Source organism: Chryseobacterium binzhouense, from assembly GCF_007474545.1.
Taxonomy (GTDB): Bacteria; Bacteroidota; Bacteroidia; order Flavobacteriales; family Weeksellaceae; genus Chryseobacterium; species Chryseobacterium binzhouense.
Genome location: NZ_VKOG01000001.1, coordinates 993,147 through 1,013,337, shown reverse-complemented (window position 1 = coordinate 1,013,337; position 20,191 = coordinate 993,147). Strand labels below are relative to the sequence as shown.

The window sequence follows — 20,191 nt, the reverse complement described above, 5'->3', positions numbered from 1 at the left end:
GTCGTCTTGAGATATTTCGGCATCTCTAGTAATTAATATTTGCACGATTGCTTTGCACTTTCCTTTTTTCAAATTCATTTTCGGCAATTGATTTTATAAGTTGATTTCTCGTGAATTGATGAGGTTTTTGCATTTCAATAATTTTTGATGTGTGCGTTTGGTAAAAACCTAAATGTTTAGCTCTCCAAGTCACGCTTTCACCTTCCTCAATAAGTCCTGAAGTTTTTCCTGCAACTGCTGTTTCATTGGTTTGTGAAGCTGACTTTTGATGGAGATCAATATCCCTCGCCAAATCGAAAACGGTCTCAATATCAGCTTTTATGATTGTTTTTAAGTGAATTTTTGACATTTTACTTTAATAATTAATCAATATAAGGATGACCAAAACTGTTATTCTGAAAATCATCCACGAAATAGTGGGAAGAAAATTTAATTGTAAAACTTTACACCTTCTTAAATGCTCTAAAAACATAATGAAAACTACAATTCCAAAATAAACTATTGCTGATAATGAATTAAAGCTGAAAAGTAAACCTGGAATCAGCAGCAAAGTTCCGATAAGAGAAACGGTCATCATATTTCCAAGATAATCCCAGAATTTTTCTTTTAAATATGATTTTAAAAATATGGTCTGCCAAATAATCTGACTCAAACAAATGAAGAGTTCTCTGCCAAAATTCTGTTGCAGGTTTAACCCTAAATTTCCACTGAAAGCACTCAGAATATAGGAAGAAAAAAATGTAACGAAAGTAATATAAGCTAATCTGTATTTGAGGCTAAAATCTGGAACACAAGCTTTCACAGAATGATCTTTAGCAGAAGGAATAATCTGTTTTCTGTTATAAGAAACGAAAGAATATAATTTCTTGAAAAACCAATATAAAGGCTTTATTCTGGCAATTTTTTCTAATGTCGGAAACGAATTCCCGATAATAAGCAAAAGACTGTCTAACCCGTAGATTACCGTATTTTTTTTATAATCAACTAATGCGATTTCGTTTTTTGCACGGTTGAGATCAATGAGTTTTTCGTTGCTTAAGCTTAGTTCAGTAAAGGCTTCCCTTCCATTTTCACTCAGCATTCCACTTTTTATAAAACCTTTTGAATAAAGATTACACAATGGACATTCGTTATCGTAGATGAGCGTGTGGTTGTTGAGAGTTTTCATGATTATTTGTTTTTTTAATGTTTTGTATTAATTCCGAAATATAAAATCAGAAACAAATGAATGATTAAATTTTTCATAATTATAATATTTTCAATAATTTTTGAAAGTTTTTATGAAATAAAAAAGGATTTTAGTCCTTTCTATTTTAATAAGTTAGTGATTTTTCCAACCAGCCAATGATCATCACTTTTAATAGCCAGATCCATTATATTGTTGATTTTTCCCGTTACAGTGCTAAAATCGTTCATCAGCTTAATAAATTCCTTTGCTTCTTCAGAATCTTTATCTTCAATATTTTTCAGTTCTTCCAGAAAAGAAATAACAGGTTCAATTTCCCGTTTTCTTCTTTCTTTGGTAATTTGTTTAAACAAAAACCATACATCTTTTTCAGCAACAAAATATTCTTTTCGTTCACCTTTTACAAATTCTTTTCTTACAATTCCCCAGTCCATTAAAGCTCGTAAATTCATATTGGCATTTCCTCGGGAAATTTCAAGTTGCTCCATCACCTCATCCGTAGAAAGTGCATTTCCACTTGCCAAAAGCAAAGCGTGAACCTGTGCCATTGTACGATTGATTCCCCAATTGGTTGCAAATGTTCCCCAAGTTTGAATATATTTTTCTTTGGCTTCTGAAAGCTGCATCTTTTTATATTTAAATTTCTATTACAAAGATAACAATACTTTTTGAATTTTCAATAATTTTTGAAAATTTATTTTAAAATCTTAGCCTTTAAATTAAAGTGGCTGATTTTAGTTTTAAAACAGCCACTTCTATATAATTAAATCTTTAAAATTACGGATATATTACCGCCTTGATTCCTTCATTCCAAAACTTAGATTCCGGCATGTAGTAAAGATATACATTACTTGCTTTTCCTGTATATTCTCCAGCAAATTCTACCTTTAAATCAAGATTAATTGTTTTCGTTTCATTGCTATCGAAATGTTCCCAATACAAAACAAGATAATTATCAAAAATTTCGTAATAGGAAACCTGCTTTTTATCAATTAAATCTTTCATCAAAGCATTTTGAAGAGTTAAGCCTGCAGGAATTCCGATTTTTGCTGTTGTCATCGGCAATTGACTATTGATTTTATTTTTTATCGTCACTGTCATTCTGTTGGTCTCTCCTACTTTAGAAACCTGAGATTTCAGCTTTGTCTCTAAGATTATCGGAATATTTTCACTCTTTGGAGCTTCTAAAGTATAATATTGATAATCTAATTTGTATGGTAAACCTTTTTCATAGCTATAGTCAACTTTCAAATCATTTTCTCCTTTTCTGAAAGCTGATGCAAAGCTGTTGTTTTTATCTGAAACAACTACATTATTTACCTTAATAGTAGGTTGATCAGTTCCGTAGAGCTTCTCATTTTTAGCAAAGAAATCGGATAATGATTCTAATGCCAAAGATGTTGCCTGAGTTGAACCAAAGCCGTAATAACCATTATAATTAATCAATTCATCCGCAACTTCAGCGATTTTCAGCTGATTATTTTTCTCATTTTTCTGCAATGCTATCATATAAAGCGAAAGCGTTTCTGCATTGGCTGAAATCCCTGCTGAACCTGTGAAAGTAGTTTTTACGTTTATATTTTTATCAGCATACTGTTTATTAAGAATTTCAATGAGATGAGTATAATCTTCATTTTTTCCGAGACTTTTTGCTGTATTTGCCATCAAAGCCAATTGATATGAATCTTTTGTTGCTAAAACTCTTTTTAAGCTGTAATCATAGTTTTGAAGCAGTTCATTTTTAAATCCGAGTTTAGAAAGCGCGTACAAAACATACATATTTCTCGACCATGAATACTCGGAATAGACAGTTGTCATTTCGTAGCTTTTTCTCACTTCAAAAAGTCCGTTTGCATTCTTTTTTGATAAAATAAATGAACTTAAATTCTGAATTAATTTTGTATCTACATTCACATATTTTTTCAAATCTCTGAATTCTAACAAAGCAAATGCAGACAACGCAACATCAGATTCATTACCTCCAAAATATGAAAAACCGCCATCTTTATTTTTATAGGATAGCATTTTCTGATATCCTTTTTTCATATTTTTAATAACGTTAAGTTCAGTATTCGGATCAATTTTTTTCGTAGACTTCAAATAATCCAGAATAAAAATATTAGGATACACCGTTGATGAGAGCTGCTCAAAACATCCGTAAGGTTCTTGCTTTATTCTTTCTAAATCTTCAAACATCTGCAATGCCGAATTTTCATAAACGTAATAAGACGACACAAAACTTCCGTTGATATATTCCGGAATATTAATTTTAAAATTTTCATTTTTATTATTTATTATTGAAAAATGATACGGAAAACCTTTTTCCTCAACTTTCAAAGGCAAAATCATTGTTTCTCTGGATTCTCCAGACTTTACAGCAAATTGAATATTAGAATTAATCAGTTTATCGGTCTGCATGGTTACAAATAATCTTCCGGATTCCAAAGGTTTTAAAGTAATTAAACTGTCAGCTTTCATCAATTTAATATTATTAGGAACGATCACATCCATTTTCAAAGTTCGGATTTCCGAAGAATTATTTTTGACAACAACAGGAACTGTCATTTGGTCTGTCCGTGTTAAATATTGCGGAATTTTAGCATCAATGGAAATTAAACTTTGCGCAGCATAAGTCGTTTCGTCTCTTCCGACTAATCCGTTTGCGGAAATTCCTTCCGTCATAATTCTGAAAGCTGAATTGGCATCAGACTGATAAAATTCAATCTGAGCTTTTCCGGTTTTATCAGTTTCAACAACTGGATTCCAATATAAAGTTTCCCTGTAATCATGACGATATCCGGTATTGGTTGACTCATAAACAGGATATGAAAACTGCCGTGAATATTCATAACTGACTAAACTGTCATTTGGAATATTTTTTACCGCAAAATAACTTTGGGGCGTGATATTGAATTTTAGGTTTGAGTTTCTGTCTTTTTTTGTGTTTATGATGATTACTCCGTTTGAGCCGCGGTTACCAAAGACTGATGTGGCTACTGCATCTTTCAAAACTTCCATCGAATTGATATCGTTCGGATTTAGGATTCTAAAAGCATTAGTATTTGTTGGAAAACCATCAATTACATATAAAGGCTCAGTATTTCCACTTAAAGAACCAAGTCCTCTTACAACAATTGACGGTGTTGTACCTGGTTGCCCTGTTCCTGTAGAAATATTGACTCCAGCTAATTGCCCTTGAGCTATATTGAGAACATTTGAGTTCGGTCGTTGGTTTAAATTCACAATTGATGAAGTTGCTACACTTTTTTTTACCGTTTTGTAACCGACAACTACAACTTCCTCAATTTTTTGTTCTTTATTAATTGTATCCGATTTAGAATTCACTGAAGGTAAAGTTTTCCGCAAACCTTCTATTTCTTGAGAAATTGAAGGCTTTTTCTCGTTAATCTCTGCTTCTTTAATAATCTCATCTACATCAATATTTTCTAAAGATTGCTTTACTAAAGGATTTATATTGAGTTTATAAGATAACATTCTCACTTTTACTTTCTGTTTTTGATCTGCAGATTTTGCAATAACAAAATAATATTCATTCCGATTCAAATCTGAAAAATAAAACAATCCGTTTTCGGAAGTAATCTGTTTTTTTATTTTGGAATTACTGCTGACCAAATAAACTTCTGCTTTCACAGGCTTTTTATTTTCATCTTCAACGATGCCGTAAATCGGGTTTTTCTTTTCAGGAAGATATTTGTAGTTTCCTGTCTTTTTCACTTCAGAATTCATTTCAAAGTATCGATAACCGTTTGTTAACATAACCAAGTACAAACTTTTTACCGCTTTTTCTTCTTTTTTATCAAAATAAAATTGAGGTCTTTCAATTTTCCCTCGCAATTCAGAATCCATTAAAAGCCATGACAGAATATGATTTTGTTTATCATCTGCATAAGTCCACAATTTATCGTCAATCACTGATATGGCAAGATTTGCAGGGATTGGATTGTTATTTTCATCGGAAGTTTCAATATTAACAATCGCTTTTTCTCTCGGTAAATAATTTTTCTTGACCGGAGTAACCTTTACTTTCATCTGCTTACTTTCATTCGTAAAAACAATTCTTTCGGCAAGTGGTATATTATTCTCTGAAATCGTAAACCTGCAGATTCCGATTGGGAATTCTTTTTCAGAAATATCAATTTGATTTAAGCCCTTTTTTAAGCTTAAGTTTTTAGTGTAAATTTCTTTCTCACGAAAATTCCCGGAGATTAAAATGTTTCTTTCGGAGGTCGAGTTGACGATCAAACGGATAATTTGATTTTCTTTTTTAGCATTAAAAACAATTCCATCATCTTTTGCGGCAGGAAGCTGATAAATCTGACTGATATTCTCCGGTTTTAAAATTTTTGCATAATACGTTTCACTATTTTTTGGAGTTAAATAAAAGCTTCCCATCCCGAAATTGTAGGCTGAAACTTCAGAAATTTTCTGATTATTCTGGTTATAAATCCCTAAAACAGCGTCTACAGGCTTTTCAAATTCATCCAAAACTTTAAAAGCGATGTTTTGTTCGATTCCATTGATAAAAGTTCCGCCTTCAGGCATAAATTTTAAATCAAGATTATTTAAAACTATTGGAATATTTCTGGAAATAGATTCTGTGAAACCGTCAAAATTAACTTTAATATTCAAAAGAGCGTCAGGAGATTTCAAAACGTCAGGAAGCTGAAATTTCAACAAGTATTTTCCTTCTTTATCAGTAATTAAATTACCTTCAGTAATTTTTTCGCCTTGATGCATTACTGTAAAATTAGCCTCGTAAAATGGAATCGGGAGATTGCTTAAACTTCTTATTGAAAAATCTGCCAAAACCTCATCTCCGGCTCCATAACCTTTTTTAGGAAAATCAAGTTTCATTAAAATTCGTGGAGAAACAATTTTCTGAAGTGTAATTTCTTTTTCAAAAACATTTTTTCCAGCTTCATTCTGCATCCAGGCTGTAAAAGCTCTTACCTTGTAAATTCCGCCTTTCATGTCATTATCGAAATAGAAATATCCTTCTGCATGACCATTTTTAATTTCATACTTAGATTTTTTCACCACCGTTCCGCTAGGATCGACAATTTCAAAATTGACAACTTTAGATTGCTCTGTCGGAAGTTGGTTTTCTGCCTGAACAATATAAATTTTAAAATACATTTCCTCTCCCGGTTTGTAAAAAACATGGTTGGTCTGTATGTATGTTTTTTCCTTTTTGAAGTCGCTGAATTTATTTTGCGCTTTACAAAAAGGACTTGAAAGTAGAATTAAAACAGGGATTATGTAAGATAAAATATTGAATCTCATTGAATTTCGTTTTAAGTTTGAAAATACTTTTGGTTTTGGTGACATTCAATTAGAATTTAAAAGAAACCGTACAACCATACGTTTTAAAAGACGGAAGATTGAAAAAATCCAAACCTCTGCTGTTATCAAAATCATAAAAATTCTGGTTAGAATCCACACCAGTATTTGCCTGCCAAATAAAAATATTGTTAACATAAAAACTCACGCCCAAAGCTCTTCTCAAATTTCCAACATCAAAATAGGCAGAAAGTGCAATATCATTTATTCTTATATAATCAGATTTTTGCACATAATATTCCGCAACACCAAGAAAACCATATCTCGTCCAGCGATTCTCGTTGACTGACAAATTAGGATTATAAAAATCAACAGGAATTTGATTGACATTTCCATTAGAATTAACCCCTTCGAAAACATAATTTTTAATATTTCTTTCGTCTGCCGAAGTTTGAGAACGACCATAATAATCAAGAACAGCCTGAGTTCCGTTCCAGATTTGACCACCTTTTTTCCATTCCCAATTCACATCCAAAGCAAACATTTTATAGGTGAGACTATGGGAAAATTTCATCACAAAATCCGGAGTCGGGTCTGCAATAATTTTCGTTCCTGAAGCTTTTACCGGATAACCATGGTTATCAATGATTACATTTCCATCTGTATTTCTTTCATAATAACTTCCCGCAACTGCACCTAAAACCTCACCCTCAGTCAAAGTTTTATAAATATCAGTGAAGCCTGAAATCATCAGATTATTATATCCTGATTTAACACGATTCACCATATCCCGGTATTTAAAGAATGAGGCTTTACTGCTTAGACTGATACTTTGACTACGAATGATGTTATCGTAATTAAAATTAACTTCATACCCGTCATATGTATGGTCTGCAAGATTTTTTAAGACTAAATTCTGGTTTTCAAAGACAGGAAATACATCATCGTAAATTTTTCGGTTGAAATATTCTGCAATCAAACTGAGTCGTGGATTAAATAAAATAATTTTAAAACCTGTTTTAGACTCTTTGATATTAATATTCAAGAGATTATTAAAGGTCTGAACTTCTTTAATGGGAAAATATTGATATGCGTTTTGTGCAGAAAACTGTGTAGTAGTATATGATGAATATGATTTTGCAATTTCAGCTTCAGTAGATAACTGAGTATGCGCTCCCATGAATTGAATATCCAAATTATTCCAACCTAAAACATCTTTAAAAGTGAAGTAAGCATTTACTTTTGGCAGCCAATAATTGTTTTTTATAGAAGTGTTTGAAATATAAAATGAGTTTCCCAGATTAACCCCGAATTCTATATTATTATAATCTTCGAAATCCAAATTATAATTAAAAATATAATCCTGAGAAGTTCGCTGATAAAAATAATTTGTATCTAAACTATGACCAATATTGATTTTCCGGTCATTTAAGATATGATTTAGACTGAATTTATTCGTCAAATCTCCACCCTGCAAATCATAATTCGCTGAAATATTTGAATTGTAAAATTCATTTTTCTGATTTCTTATATTGTATAATCCGTTTTGAAAACCAGTTGTTGAAATCTTATAAACATCACGATGCGCAATTTCCTGATCGTCATAAGCCTGACTGATATTGAGTTTAAAACCTCTCCATTGTCTACTTACATCAAAATTAAGTTGTCGCACATTTTCGTAATAATTGTATTTATTATCCTGCTTAAAAAGAAATTCAGGGTTGTCTGCAGTTGGACTGTAACTTCTCTGTAAGCCATTACTTAAAAAAGCATTTTGCTGATTTGAAAATGAAACCGGCGTTAAAAGAGAATTTTGATACACCCTGTTGAAAAGTCCGATTCTGTTGGTATTGGTTGCTTTATTTTCTTCATAATTAAATCCTGCATTGATTTTAAACTTTAAAAGTTCAGTGCTGAATTTCGCCTTAAAAGAATTTACAATATCAAATTGATCTATAAAATACATCTGATCTTTTTGCTGTACAATATTCAAAGAAAGTCTTGCATTTTCGCTGTAACCGTTACTCCTAATAATTGCATTGACGTTCAGCTGATTGCTGTAACCAACTGTAGTTCTAAAGAGATTGTTATTGTAAGCTTTTGCAGGAGAAATTCCGTTGGACAAATTGATTAATTGTCCGTTAACATCATATTCATAAGGCTGTCCGTTATAGCCTAAAGTTGAAATATCCGGTCCGAAACTGAACATTTCACCTGTCTCTGGACCTTTCCAAACTAAAAACCCATTTTCTGATCTTCCCTGAACATATCTGTTCTGAGTGTTAGGAATACGGTTTCTGTTTTTTATATCTAATGAACTGCTGAAACTCCCGTTAAAAACGAGAAATTTTTCAGGCTGCCTTTTAAGTTTGTAGGTAGAATCTGATTTTAATTTCAGTTTTCTGACCGCAGAAAGACTGTAATCTGAATAATTCCTAATAGAATCATAAGATTTCTCAACGCTGAATTTATCCGATTCAGGCTTTTTAATCAGATTGTCATAATCTTTGGAACTGATACTTTCTACATATTTCCTGTTTATCTGTCTTTCGAGAATATTTTTTAGTTCATAGACATTATAAACCACCTGGATATTTTTGCCGTTATTCCAGACCAAGGTATCGCTTACATCAGCCTGAATAATCGCAAAACCCTTCTCATCGGTTAATTCATAAACTCCTTTATTCTTATTAAAAACCTTTAGAAAATTCTGAGGTTTCTTTTTTTCATTATAAAATGTACCCGAAAAATAACGTTGAGAATCCTGCGCATAGACAAACTGAACCATAAATACAGGTAAAAACAGATAAACTTTTTTCATCATAGATAATATGTCTAAAAATAGAGAAAAAAAAGAAATCCCCGAAGAAATTTCTTTTTTTGTGAAATCATCTTTTATTAGTTTTTAATGATTTTAAATGTTTCCCATCCTTTTTCTGTTTTGGCTCTAATGAGATAAACACTTTGAGGATAAGATGAAATATCAATCGCACTTTTTCCGGAAAGCTTCTCTTTGTTCATGATAATTTTTCCTGCTAAATCATAAACAAATAATTCATGTATTGGTAGTTCCGAAATAATGTTTACGGGACCATTGGTTGGATTCGGAAAAATTTTTATCTGATGCTCAACCTGGCTACCCGCTTCTGTTTCCAATTTTTTGTTCAGATAATTCTGAGAGATATTTTTATCGCATTCGGTGAGCGATGCCCGTTGTAAAATAAGTCTTAGAAAGAGATCGTTTAACTTTTCTACCTCATAAGATTCTACAGTAGGCTCAATATGATTGTTCCCAATTCCACTGTGATTGGTCAGAAATGTATAAGTGCCGTTCGTCATCAATGCAAAAGTCCTCATGAGATATTCTGTCTGTTTATCAATATCACTTGCAGAAAGGGGAATGATGGTAATTCCTTTCTGAGCAGCAGTTTTTATATATTTAAAAAGTTTATCAATATTTTCTTCTGATTGATGTGGAGGTGCATCAAGAATTAAAAACATGATTTTAGTGGAATTTTCATTGCTCCATTTCAGCTCATTCACAGAAACATCCATTGCTTCAACCACAGCTTCAGGGAAATCACCTCCACCTGAAGCATTCTGCTCTTTAATAAATTTCAAAAGCTGATTCGCATCATCATTAAATTCAAATTTTTTGGTTACATACTCATCCCCTCTATCTCTGTAAAAAACAGAACCATATCTTACCTCTGTGTTTTTAAGATTAGATTCAACCTTTTTAAGAACATCCAAAAGTTCAGCCTGTAAATAAGCAATTTCATCACCCATCGAACCTGTTGCATCAACTACAAAAGCTAAATCTAAAGCTCTTTTTTCAAGACATGGTTTGTCAAGAACTATAAGGTTTTGTCCGTTTTTGAATTCTTTGGGATTATTACTGATTATATTATTTGATTGATCTTTCAAAATATATTTTTCTGGATTCTGATCAGAACCATTCATTGGATTAATCCATAATTCTGCATTTCCTAGATTATCTGTAATGGATTCCCAAACAACTTCATTTTTATCATTAATCAATTTTAGCTTTTCTCCAACAATCGGTTTTTTATTTTTATTTACCAATTGTACAGATATTCTTTTTTCAGGAAAAAATTTCCACTCGTCTTTATATCTTTCTAAAGCAGGCACAGCAATATCCATCCAATAGCTCCATTTAGAAAAATCGTTTGCTTCTCCTGCAGTCAATTGTCCGGCTTTTGGGAGTATTTCCTCTTTTTCTTCTGGCTTATCTGTGATATCCGTTTTAGCTTTGGGAAAAAGTTTATTTAAAAATTTATTAAACTTTTTATTCTTTGATTTTAAAGCATCTTTTGTGGAGATTACAATAACGCCGTTTGTGGCTCTGCTCCCATAAATAGAAGTTGCTGTCGCATCTTTAATTATTGAAACTTCCTTGATATTTTCCGGTTTTAGTTTTTTAAATTTTTCGCCGCTTGCGATTTCACCGTTAATGACATATAATGGTTCTGAATGTTCTTTAATTGATGCAGCTCCCCGAATAAGAATAGCATTTTTGGAAGATCCCGGAGTTCCAGAAGAAGAACTTATTGATACTCCCGGAGCTGCTCCACTTATAGAATTTAAAAATCCTGCACTCGGTGAATTACTTGCAATAAGATTTCCGCTCCCTGCTGAAGAAGAAACAGATGAAGATTTAGTTGCCGTTTTACTATATCCTAAAACTAAAACCTCCTCAATATTCTTTTCTTTAAAACCACTATCTACAGGAACTTGAGGAAATATTAGATTAATTTCTGCCGGCTTAATATATTTGCTCTCGCTTGTAGTAATTAATCCTTTTTCTATTAATTTCAATCCTTTATCAAAATTTGTAATATTTACATCTTCATAAGCCAAAATTTCAGGATTTTGTACTTGTTTTTGAGCATCAATTTCCTTTTCAATATTCGATTTCACCGTACTGTCAATCGTCTGAACGTTTGAATTCGTTTTAGGTGAAACTGTATTTTGAACGATAGCTGGTTTTTCAATTTCAGAAACATCATTTTTATTAATAAAATAAAATGCACCCAAACCGATAATTAAACTCGCAGCAATTCCGTAAGGAAACCAAATTGGAAGGATTCTCTTTTTGTCTTCTTTTTTATCTAATTTTTCTTCAACTTTAGCCCAGACTTTATCAAAACCCTGAAAAGTAACAGGCTCTTCCAGAGATTGAGAAGCCTTATTGAATTTTTTATCTATATCGTGATTATTTTCCATTGTATAAAGTTTAAATGTTGTGACTAACCAAGAGTTCCTGAAGTTTTTTTCTCGCAAAATTCAGCTGGGATTTTGAAGTTCCTTCACTGATTGAAAGCATCGCTGCAATTTCTTTGTGTGGATAACCTTCAATTGCAAAGAGATTAAAAATCGCCCGACAACCTTCCGGAAGAAAATTGAGAAGCCTCAAAATATCTTTCTCGAAAGAAATACTGTCTGTAGGAGAATCCGCTGATTCGATAAACTCTTCTTCCAAAGAAACATTCAGTGCTTTCATACTTCTCAATTTTTGCAGACATTCGTTCACCGCAATTTTTTTTGCCCAGGCTTCGAAAATTTCATGATTATTCAGCTGATTGAGTTTGGTGAAAATTTTGTAAAAAGTATCTGCGAGTACCTCTTCAACATCTTCATCATTCTTCAGGTAGCGCTTGCAAACCGAGTATAGTTTGCCCGCCATTTTTTCATAAACCCTGCGCTGTGCATTGCGGTCGTTTTGCTGGCATTCTATTAGTAGTTTTTGTTCCATAGTCTGGCTTTATACTTTAATAGATGCAGGAATTTTAATCTTGGTTGGAAACATGATAAACTTTTTTTAAAAATAATCTAAAAAGTAATAAAACAATCATTTTTTCTTACTTATACTTTGTTTAGAATATTATTAAACCCCGAAAATGGTTTCAGTAAAAAATATCAATATCTATATTCCTACGAAAAAACCGTTCTCAAAAACTTGAAAACGGTTAAAATCAAAAAAATTATAGGTAAAATTATGCTTTAAATTTAATAGAGTATTGCCATACTTTCAGCAGAGAAATCTTTTATCTCATCAATTTTATTTTCTTTGAGTTTCTTTACCCATTCAGGATCTTGCAAAAGCGCTCTTCCCACCGCTACAAGATCAAAATCACCTCTTTCCAGTCTTCGGGTAAGTTCAGAAAGATCGGCTTTTCCTGTACCTTTTCCTGAAAATGCTTCCATAAAATCTCCTTCAAGACCCACAGAACCTACAGTAATAGTTGGCTGCCCCGTAATTTTCTTTGCCCAACCTGCAAAATTCAGATCAAATCCTTCAAATTCAGGTTCCCAGAATCTCCTTTGAGAACAGTGGAAGATATCTACTCCTGCCTCTTTTAAAGGAATTAGCCATTCCTCCATTTCCTGTGGTGTGTTGGCAAGTTTTACTGAGTAATCCTGTTGCTTCCATTGAGAAAGACGGATAATAATGGTGAAATCTTCTCCAACTGCCTTACGGATCGCTTTTACAACATCTACAGCAAAACGGCTTCTTTCTTTAAGCGTTTTTCCGCCATATTCATCAGTTCTTGTGTTGGTTACTTCCCAGAAAAACTGGTCAATCAGATAGCCGTGAGCTCCGTGAATTTCCAAAACATCAAATCCCAATTCTTTAGCTGACTTCGCTGACGCAGCAAACTGAGCAATGGTATCGTGAATATCCTCTAAAGTCATTGAAGAAGCCTTCTCCATATCAAAAGCCGGATATTCTTCAGACATTCTTGTATCACCTACATGCCAGATCTGCGGTCCCATTTTTCCGCCATTCTCATGAACTGCATCTATGACGTTTTTCCATCCGTTTAATGCTTCATTTCCATAAAAGTCAGGAATATTTAGAAGATTTTTTGAGGCTGGTCTGTTAATCACGGTTCCCTCAGAAAGGATTAATCCCACCTCAGAAGCTGCTCTTCTTGCGTAATAATCTGCAATCTGTTGTGTAGGAACACCTTTATCAGATTGAGCTCTGGTCATAGGCGCCATGACAATTCTGTTCTTCAGTTCCAGGTTTTTATATCGGAATGGCTTGAATAGTGATTCTGTACTCATTTATTTATGCTTAAATATTAATTGTTACACAAAGTAACTAATAATAGTTCACATTTGTATCTTTCAATAAAAAAAAGTAGTAACTTTGCAGTAACCAGTGATGGTAACCATAAAGTAACGATTAGATGTAACATCACTAAAAATAAAATCTGAGTAAGAACAAGCTGTTGTATGTACCTTAAAAATATCTGATTATGAAAAAAAATGAAATGATGAAATATAACTGTCCGCTCGGCAAAGCAATGTCAGCATTGGGCAGTAAGTGGAAACCTATTATTGCTTTGGTAATTAAAGACAGAAAATTACGTTTTGGAGAACTTGCTGTGAGAATTAATGTAATTTCCAGAAAAGTTCTGACAGATCAGCTTCGGGAAATGGAAACTGATGGTTTGATTATCCGTGAAGAGTTTAAAGAAATTCCTCCCCGGGTTGAGTATTCTTTAACTGAAAAAGGTTTGGCGTTATTGCCGATTCTTTATCTTCTTGAAGAATGGGAATCAAAATACCAAAGTCCTGAATGCAAAAAAATGCAAATGGCGTTAGAAAAGGAGAAAGCTGCTTCGACTTAATTAATAGAAATTTTTACTTATAAGCTTGGTAAATACCTCTCTTCAATAATATTCAAATGGTGAATATTATGCCCCACAATCAGTTGTCCTATGGTTTCTGCGGAAATTCTGTTTCCGTTTGCTGTTCCGATATTTTTCAATGCAGAAGAATGAGCACTTTCCAGTAAAATCTGTGAAGATTTTCTGATCAGCTGATATTCTTCAAGCAAAGAATTCAGTGTTCTTTCGTTTGCAAAAGACTGGTTAGCATAAAGTTCTTCGTCAAAACCCGGCAACTCATTCTGATCTCCTCTCGCAATAGCCAGAATTCTGTACTGAAAGACCCTTTCCGTATCCGAAAGATGCAAAAGCAATTCCTTCAGGGTCCATTTTCCATCAGCATAAGCAAAAAGCGATTGTTCTTCTGAAATTTCAGAATAAATTTTAAACGTTTTTTCTCCACAGTTTTTAAGTTCTTCCAGCCAGCTTTCAGATGGAATTAAGTCTAAATATCTTTGGATGTATTTTTGAAAATCAGTCATCAAATTGAATTTAGCAATTTAGTAGTGTATCAGTATAACAATTTTTGGCAACCTGTTAAATGATATATTGTTAAATAATTATTCGGTCGTCCATTCGTAGAAATTCACTTCATCGTATAACTCAAAACCACAGCTTGGATATAATTTATTTCCGATGTCGTTAGATTTTCCGGTTTCAAGAAGAATACCGCAGGCATTTGTTGATTTTGCCAAATCCTTTGCTTCTTCAATTAATGCTTTTGAAAAACCACTTCCACGATAATATTCATTTACAAACAAATCATTCAGCAACCAATAACGCTTCATTCTGGTTGAGGAAAATAACGGATACAGCTGCACAAAACCAGCTAAATTTCCTTCAGATTCAGCTACAAAAATTGCAGAATCTTTATTTTCAATTCTCTCTGTTAAAAATATTGCAGCTTTCTGAATATCCGAATCCTTATGGTAAAAACTCCTGTACTGATCAAATAACTCTGCTAACTGATCTATATCTTTAATATCAGCCTTTCTTGTAATTCTCATTGATAATTATTATTTAAACCTAAAACATCCGCTAAAAACGGATGTTTAGGCTTTATTTATCTAAGAAAATGCTCTTTCTAAATCTGCAATCAGATCCTCTGCATCTTCGATTCCAACACTTAAACGAACCAAATCATCTGTAATTCCTAATTCTGCACGTTTTTCCGCCGGAATAGATGCATGAGTCATCAAAGCAGGATGATTGGCAAGAGATTCTACTCCGCCTAAAGATTCTGCCAAAGTGAAAACCTTTACTCTTTCTAAAAATTTGACCGCATCTTCTTTTTTACCCGATTTAAAAGTGAAAGAAACCATTCCTCCGAAATCTTTCATCTGAGATTTTGCCAGTTCATACTGCGGATGAGATTCCAATCCGGGATAAATTACTTTATCAACAGCAGGATGAGATTCCAGATATTTTGCAACAGCCATTCCGTTTTCAGAATGTCTCTGAACCCTCAAAGCCAATGTTTTAATCCCTCTCAAAACCAAATAAGAATCATGAGGTCCTAAAATTCCGCCACTTGCAAACTGAATGAAGTGTAATTTTTCTCCCAATTCTGCATCTTTGGCAATCAAAGCTCCTGCGATTACATCAGAATGTCCTCCTAAATATTTTGTTGCTGAGTGCATCACAATATCGGCTCCCAAATCAATGGGTCTCTGCAGGTAAGGTGTTGCAAAGGTATTATCTACCGCAACCAGAATATCTTTTCCTTTTGCAATTTCTACCACCGCTTTGATGTCTACCAATTTCATCAATGGATTCGTTGGAGTCTCAACCCAGATCAACTTAGTTTTATCAGTGATCAGATCATTAATTTTAGAAACGTCATCAAAGCTTACAAAGGTAAATTTCAACTGATATTTTTCAAAAAGCCTTGTAAACATTCTGTAAGTACCGCCGTATAAATCGTCTACTGCAACTACTTCATCACCCGGATTCAATAATTTTAAAACACAGTCGATTGCTGCCAAACCAGAACCGAAAGCCAAGCCTTTCGCACCATTTTCGATGCTTGCCAAAGAGTCTTCCAAAGCCTGTCTGGTCGGGTTTGCTGCTCTTGAATATTCATATCCTGAATGTACTCCCGGAGATTTTTGTGCAAATGTTGAGGTTAAAAATACAGGAACATTTACAGAACCTGTTGCAGACTCATGATGTTGCCCGCCGTGTATAACTTTTGTATTGAAATTCATTATTTTATAATTTAGCAATGTATCAATATACCAGTTCACCAATGATTGGTACTTTGGTAGACTGTTACATTCATTGTTTACATTTTAATAGCAGATTTTACCGCAAATTCTTCAGCCATCTGTTCCATCCACTGTGCTACATCTTCTTCACCTGTAGCTCTTTGGTAAGTATTTCCTAAAGAAACCAAAATCTGATGGATAAACATTTTCATCTGATCTACGGGCATATCTTTGGTCCAGAGATCTATCCTTAAAGCTTCCATCGCTTTGTCATCCCAAACTGAAATCATGGTTGCCTTTGTTGGTTCTTTCTCAACACCGCCATCTTGAGCGTTCCATGTCATATTTTCAGGGATGTGGTTCTCGTCCAGCTCTACATCTATTGTAATCTGAGTTTTTCTCATTTTATCTATTTTCTTATATTTTAGTGAGTTGCATTTACTCTTCTAATTTTGGTTTATATCCTGATTTATTAAAAATTTCTGTTGCATCCATTTTGAGGAAATCTGCCAATTTAATTTCAGGGTTTTTATTTAAAAATTCTTTACAAATCTGCCATCCTATAAAAACTCCTACCATTGGAGAAGACTCATTATCAATTTCTGTATAGAATTTGGAAAAAGGTCCAGGATTGATGAAACGGTCAATTAAACGGTGATCATCCCCAAATATTAAATTATTTTCCACAAAATAATTGTAAATGTTGGGTTCGTTGGAAGAAGCCCATTGATATTGTTTCTGATCATAATCAATTTTCAGATGATCAGGAGTTTCCGGAAGGAAAGCATCCTGGAGAATCATCATTTTGCCGTTATAAACCAGTAAATCTATAAATTTCTGGTGATCTGTAGAGAATGGAACAATATTTTCCGCAAAAACTCTAGAAATCTTAGGAACAATATTATTCGGATTCATAGATTTTTGAAAATATTCTTCCAAACCTGTATAATTAGGATTTTTATTCCCCATAAATCCTGATACGTCAATAAACAGAAAATTGGTTTTATCATCATACAGAATAGGATCCTGAATCATCTGCAGACTTGATGAAAACAGGAAAACTTTCGGTGTTTTAAATTCGGGAAAATAATATTTGATATGCGAAAAAAGATCCTGAAGTTCTTTCTGTAATTTCGCCTGATCAATTTTGGAAATTGCTTCTTTATAAATTTTTATTTCGGTTTGGTTTACTTTGTTTTTGGCAAAGTCTTCATCCGAAACTGTTCCCTGAAACCACGGAAACTGAGCCTTAAATTTTTCCAACGGAACATCAGGATCGTAAAATATTTTGGAAATATCGGTCACTTCCACTTTTTCAGCAGGATTTTTGATTTCTACTTTCCATTGTTTTTCCTGATCTTTCTTACAGGAATTTAAACTTAAAACTAAAACAAGAGAAAGGATAGCAATTTTAAAAATCTTCATTATTTTTACATAGAATTAAGTATACAAAAATAAGGAAAATTAATGGCAAAAATATTCATTGAAACCGAAAGACTTCTTTTAAGAGAAATAATTCCTGAAGATACAGAAGGTTTCTTTGCTATGGACAGCAATCCTGAAGTCGTAAAATATGTTGGTATAAAGCCACTTACCGATATCAGCCAAAGTGTAGAAATGATAAAAAATATCCGAACCCAATACCATGAAAACGGAATCGGAAGATGGGCTGTCATTAAAAAAGAAAATCATCAGCTCATTGGCTGGAGCGGACTTAAACTGATTAAAGAAATCAATAATCATAAAAACATTTATGATCTTGGTTACCGCTTCACACCTGAACATTGGGGAAAAGGCTATGCTACTGAAAGTTCTTCAGCCGTTTTAAATTTTGGATTTAATACCATGAACCTTAAGAAAATTTATGCGTATGCAGATGTAAATAATGATGCATCCAATCATGTGCTGAGAAAATTAGGTTTCGAGGAGAAAGAAACTTTCACCGATGAAGGAGACAAATGTTTTTGGTATGAAATTGACAGAATAAAATTTTTAAAATAAAGTATAACAGCGAATGCATTGAAATCATAAGATTCGCCCTAAAAAATAAAATATGCAAACACAAAAGGTTATAGACCACATCATTGAATGGCTGAAAGATTATGCAAAAAAAGCTAACGCACAAGGATATATTATAGGAGTTTCCGGAGGTGTAGATTCCGGTGTTGTTTCCACACTATGTGCCATGACAGGGCTGAAAACTGTGGTTATTGAAATGCCGATCAGACAGCAGGAAGATCAGATCTCAAGAGCTCTGGAACAGATTGATTTCCTTAAAGAAAACTTTACCAATGTAGAAGGATTTACGGTAGATCTCAACGTTCCTTTTGAAGCTTTACACAATATTTTTGATGTAAAAGATGACGAATTCCCCAATGAAAAACTGGCTTTTGCCAATACAAGATCACGATTAAGAATGCTTACATTATATTACTACGGGCAGATTAACGGACTTTTGGTGTGCGGAACAGGAAATAAAGTAGAGGATTTCGGAATCGGATTTTATACTAAATACGGTGATGGGGGCGTAGATGTTTCGCCAATTGCTGACCTTTATAAAACGGAAGTTTATGAACTGGCAAAAGCGCTGAATCTTCCTGAAAGCATTAAAAATGCAATTCCTACAGACGGATTGTGGGATGTAGACCGAACCGATGAGCAGCAAATTGGCGCAACTTATCCGGAGCTGGAAAAAATTCAGAAAGAATACGGCACAAAAACAGCTGATGATTATGAAGGTCGGGATAAAGAAGTTTTTATAATTTTCGACAGAATGCATAAGGCTGCAAAACATAAAATGGTTCCTATTCCTATATGCGACATCAATGAAGAATGGCGGAATTAAGAGCCAATCTTAGAAATAAAATAAAGGCTTAGACAATACAATCTGAGCCTTTTTATTTTTATGCTGAAAAATTTTCACAGAAGCCTGATTTTATCGTCAAGAATTTCTATTAATTTATCTTTATATAATCCGCCGATTGCTTTTTTGAAATTCTTTTTGCTCATCTGAACCTCATCTTTGATATCCTCCGGTGAAGACTTATCTGAAAGATGAAGTAATCCGAAATTTTCTTCAAGTCTTGTAAGAATTTTCTGCTTAAATTCATCAATATTTTCAAAACCCTGAGGCTGAAGAGAAACATCTATTTTTCCGTCCTCACGAATTTCTTTGATGTAGCCCTGCTCTTCAGATAACGGATACAATTTTTTGAAAACATCAGAGGCATAGATCAGACCGATGTATTTTTTATTAATGACTACATTCCAGCCCAGTTCGCTTTCGTTCATCATAATCAAATCCACTTTATCCCCTTGTTGAAATGGAAGATTTTCGTATTGAGGATTCCGTTTAAACTTTGTAGTTCCGGTAATTAACTCAAAATCTTCATCTATGTACAAATACACCAGATATCTTTTACCTTCAATAATTTTGGTTTTCTGCTGCTTATAAGGAATAAACAAATCCTTGATAATTCCCCAATCCATAAATGCTCCGCTAGGGAGGCTTTGCACACAGCTCATTACCGCAAACTCGCCTACTTCCGCCAACGGAATTTCTGTTGTTGCTTTCAGCTTATTATCATCCTGATAAATAAATACTTCAACTTCTTCTCCAACTTCTTTTTCTTCATCAATGAAAATCTTAGACAAAAAAGCTTTTTCACCGCTATTGTCTTCTAAAATCCATCCTGAATTGTTTTTTTCTGAAATTTTTAAAGTCTGAGTTTTTCCGGGTTGCATTAATGATTATTTAGCTGACAAAGATAAGGAAAAATAAGTTGGAGAGTTTAATC

At 33.3% G+C, this 20,191-nt stretch carries 17 protein-coding genes; 3 read left to right on the top strand and 14 right to left on the bottom strand.

The features are described 5' to 3' along the window. Nucleotides 1-25: 25 nt before the first annotated feature. The 8 genes from FNE73_RS04615 to FNE73_RS04580 form a co-directional block, all read right to left on the bottom strand. A complete protein-coding gene (locus FNE73_RS04615; RefSeq protein ID WP_185147286.1) occupies nucleotides 26-349 on the bottom strand; it encodes an SRPBCC family protein in 324 nt (107 codons plus the stop codon). A 6-nt stretch (nucleotides 350-355) separates the two neighbouring features. Further along, nucleotides 356-1,168, bottom strand: coding sequence for a DCC1-like thiol-disulfide oxidoreductase family protein (locus FNE73_RS04610; RefSeq protein WP_143883589.1), 813 nt, complete (start codon nucleotides 1,166-1,168; stop codon nucleotides 356-358). Between the two features lie 140 nt (nucleotides 1,169-1,308). Then, nucleotides 1,309-1,812, bottom strand: a complete 504-nt coding sequence (locus tag FNE73_RS04605; RefSeq protein WP_143883588.1) for a GbsR/MarR family transcriptional regulator — start codon at nucleotides 1,810-1,812, stop codon at nucleotides 1,309-1,311. 151 nt (nucleotides 1,813-1,963) lie between these two features. After that, nucleotides 1,964-6,490, bottom strand: a complete 4,527-nt coding sequence (locus FNE73_RS04600; RefSeq protein WP_185147285.1) for a TonB-dependent receptor plug domain-containing protein — start codon at nucleotides 6,488-6,490, stop codon at nucleotides 1,964-1,966. A gap of 49 nt (nucleotides 6,491-6,539) precedes the next feature. Beyond that, the gene (locus FNE73_RS04595; protein ID WP_143883586.1) at nucleotides 6,540-9,311 is read right to left on the bottom strand and encodes a hypothetical protein; all 2,772 of its coding nucleotides are present in this window, start codon (nucleotides 9,309-9,311) and stop codon (nucleotides 6,540-6,542) included. A 74-nt stretch (nucleotides 9,312-9,385) separates the two neighbouring features. Continuing rightward, a complete protein-coding gene (locus FNE73_RS04590; RefSeq protein WP_143883585.1) occupies nucleotides 9,386-11,734 on the bottom strand; it encodes a T9SS type A sorting domain-containing protein in 2,349 nt (782 codons plus the stop codon). A 10-nt stretch (nucleotides 11,735-11,744) separates the two neighbouring features. Further along, on the bottom strand, nucleotides 11,745-12,263 hold the full coding sequence (locus FNE73_RS04585; RefSeq protein WP_143883584.1) for an RNA polymerase sigma factor: 519 nt from the start codon (nucleotides 12,261-12,263) through the stop codon (nucleotides 11,745-11,747). A 254-nt stretch (nucleotides 12,264-12,517) separates the two neighbouring features. Beyond that, nucleotides 12,518-13,579 carry an NADH:flavin oxidoreductase gene (locus FNE73_RS04580; RefSeq protein WP_143883583.1) on the bottom strand — a complete coding sequence of 354 codons (1,062 nt, stop codon included), beginning with the start codon at nucleotides 13,577-13,579 and terminating at the stop codon, nucleotides 12,518-12,520. A 194-nt stretch (nucleotides 13,580-13,773) separates the two neighbouring features. Between FNE73_RS04580 and FNE73_RS04575 the strand changes: the two genes are divergently transcribed. Continuing rightward, on the top strand, nucleotides 13,774-14,148 hold the full coding sequence (locus tag FNE73_RS04575) for a winged helix-turn-helix transcriptional regulator (RefSeq protein ID WP_143883582.1): 375 nt from the start codon (nucleotides 13,774-13,776) through the stop codon (nucleotides 14,146-14,148). A gap of 17 nt (nucleotides 14,149-14,165) precedes the next feature. Here FNE73_RS04575 and FNE73_RS04570 read toward each other — a convergent pair whose 3' ends face one another. The 5 genes from FNE73_RS04570 to gldB form a co-directional block, all read right to left on the bottom strand. Then, entirely contained in the window at nucleotides 14,166-14,669 is a 504-nt protein-coding gene (locus tag FNE73_RS04570) for a DinB family protein (RefSeq protein WP_143883581.1), read from the bottom strand. A gap of 78 nt (nucleotides 14,670-14,747) precedes the next feature. After that, nucleotides 14,748-15,194 carry a GNAT family N-acetyltransferase gene (locus FNE73_RS04565; protein WP_143883580.1) on the bottom strand — a complete coding sequence of 149 codons (447 nt, stop codon included), beginning with the start codon at nucleotides 15,192-15,194 and terminating at the stop codon, nucleotides 14,748-14,750. 60 nt (nucleotides 15,195-15,254) lie between these two features. After that, nucleotides 15,255-16,394: a cystathionine gamma-synthase gene (locus FNE73_RS04560; RefSeq protein WP_143883579.1), complete on the bottom strand. Its 1,140-nt coding sequence runs from the start codon at nucleotides 16,392-16,394 to the stop codon at nucleotides 15,255-15,257. Nucleotides 16,395-16,471: 77 nt separating this feature from the next. Continuing rightward, entirely contained in the window at nucleotides 16,472-16,798 is a 327-nt protein-coding gene (gldC, locus tag FNE73_RS04555) for a gliding motility protein GldC (RefSeq protein WP_143883578.1), read from the bottom strand. A gap of 34 nt (nucleotides 16,799-16,832) precedes the next feature. Further along, on the bottom strand, nucleotides 16,833-17,819 hold the full coding sequence (gldB, locus tag FNE73_RS04550; protein WP_143883577.1) for a gliding motility lipoprotein GldB: 987 nt from the start codon (nucleotides 17,817-17,819) through the stop codon (nucleotides 16,833-16,835). Nucleotides 17,820-17,861: 42 nt separating this feature from the next. Here gldB and FNE73_RS04545 point away from each other — a divergent pair, with 42 nt between their 5' ends. Together FNE73_RS04545 and nadE are read left to right on the top strand one after the other, a co-directional pair. After that, the gene (locus tag FNE73_RS04545) at nucleotides 17,862-18,395 is read left to right on the top strand and encodes a GNAT family N-acetyltransferase (RefSeq protein ID WP_143883576.1); all 534 of its coding nucleotides are present in this window, start codon (nucleotides 17,862-17,864) and stop codon (nucleotides 18,393-18,395) included. A 52-nt stretch (nucleotides 18,396-18,447) separates the two neighbouring features. Beyond that, a complete protein-coding gene (nadE, locus tag FNE73_RS04540) occupies nucleotides 18,448-19,239 on the top strand; it encodes an NAD(+) synthase (RefSeq protein WP_143883575.1) in 792 nt (263 codons plus the stop codon). Nucleotides 19,240-19,313: 74 nt separating this feature from the next. On the opposite strand, the gene FNE73_RS04535 is transcribed toward nadE, so the two are convergent. Next, the gene (locus FNE73_RS04535) at nucleotides 19,314-20,138 is read right to left on the bottom strand and encodes a CvfB family protein (RefSeq protein WP_143883574.1); all 825 of its coding nucleotides are present in this window, start codon (nucleotides 20,136-20,138) and stop codon (nucleotides 19,314-19,316) included. Nucleotides 20,139-20,191 lie beyond the last annotated feature (53 nt).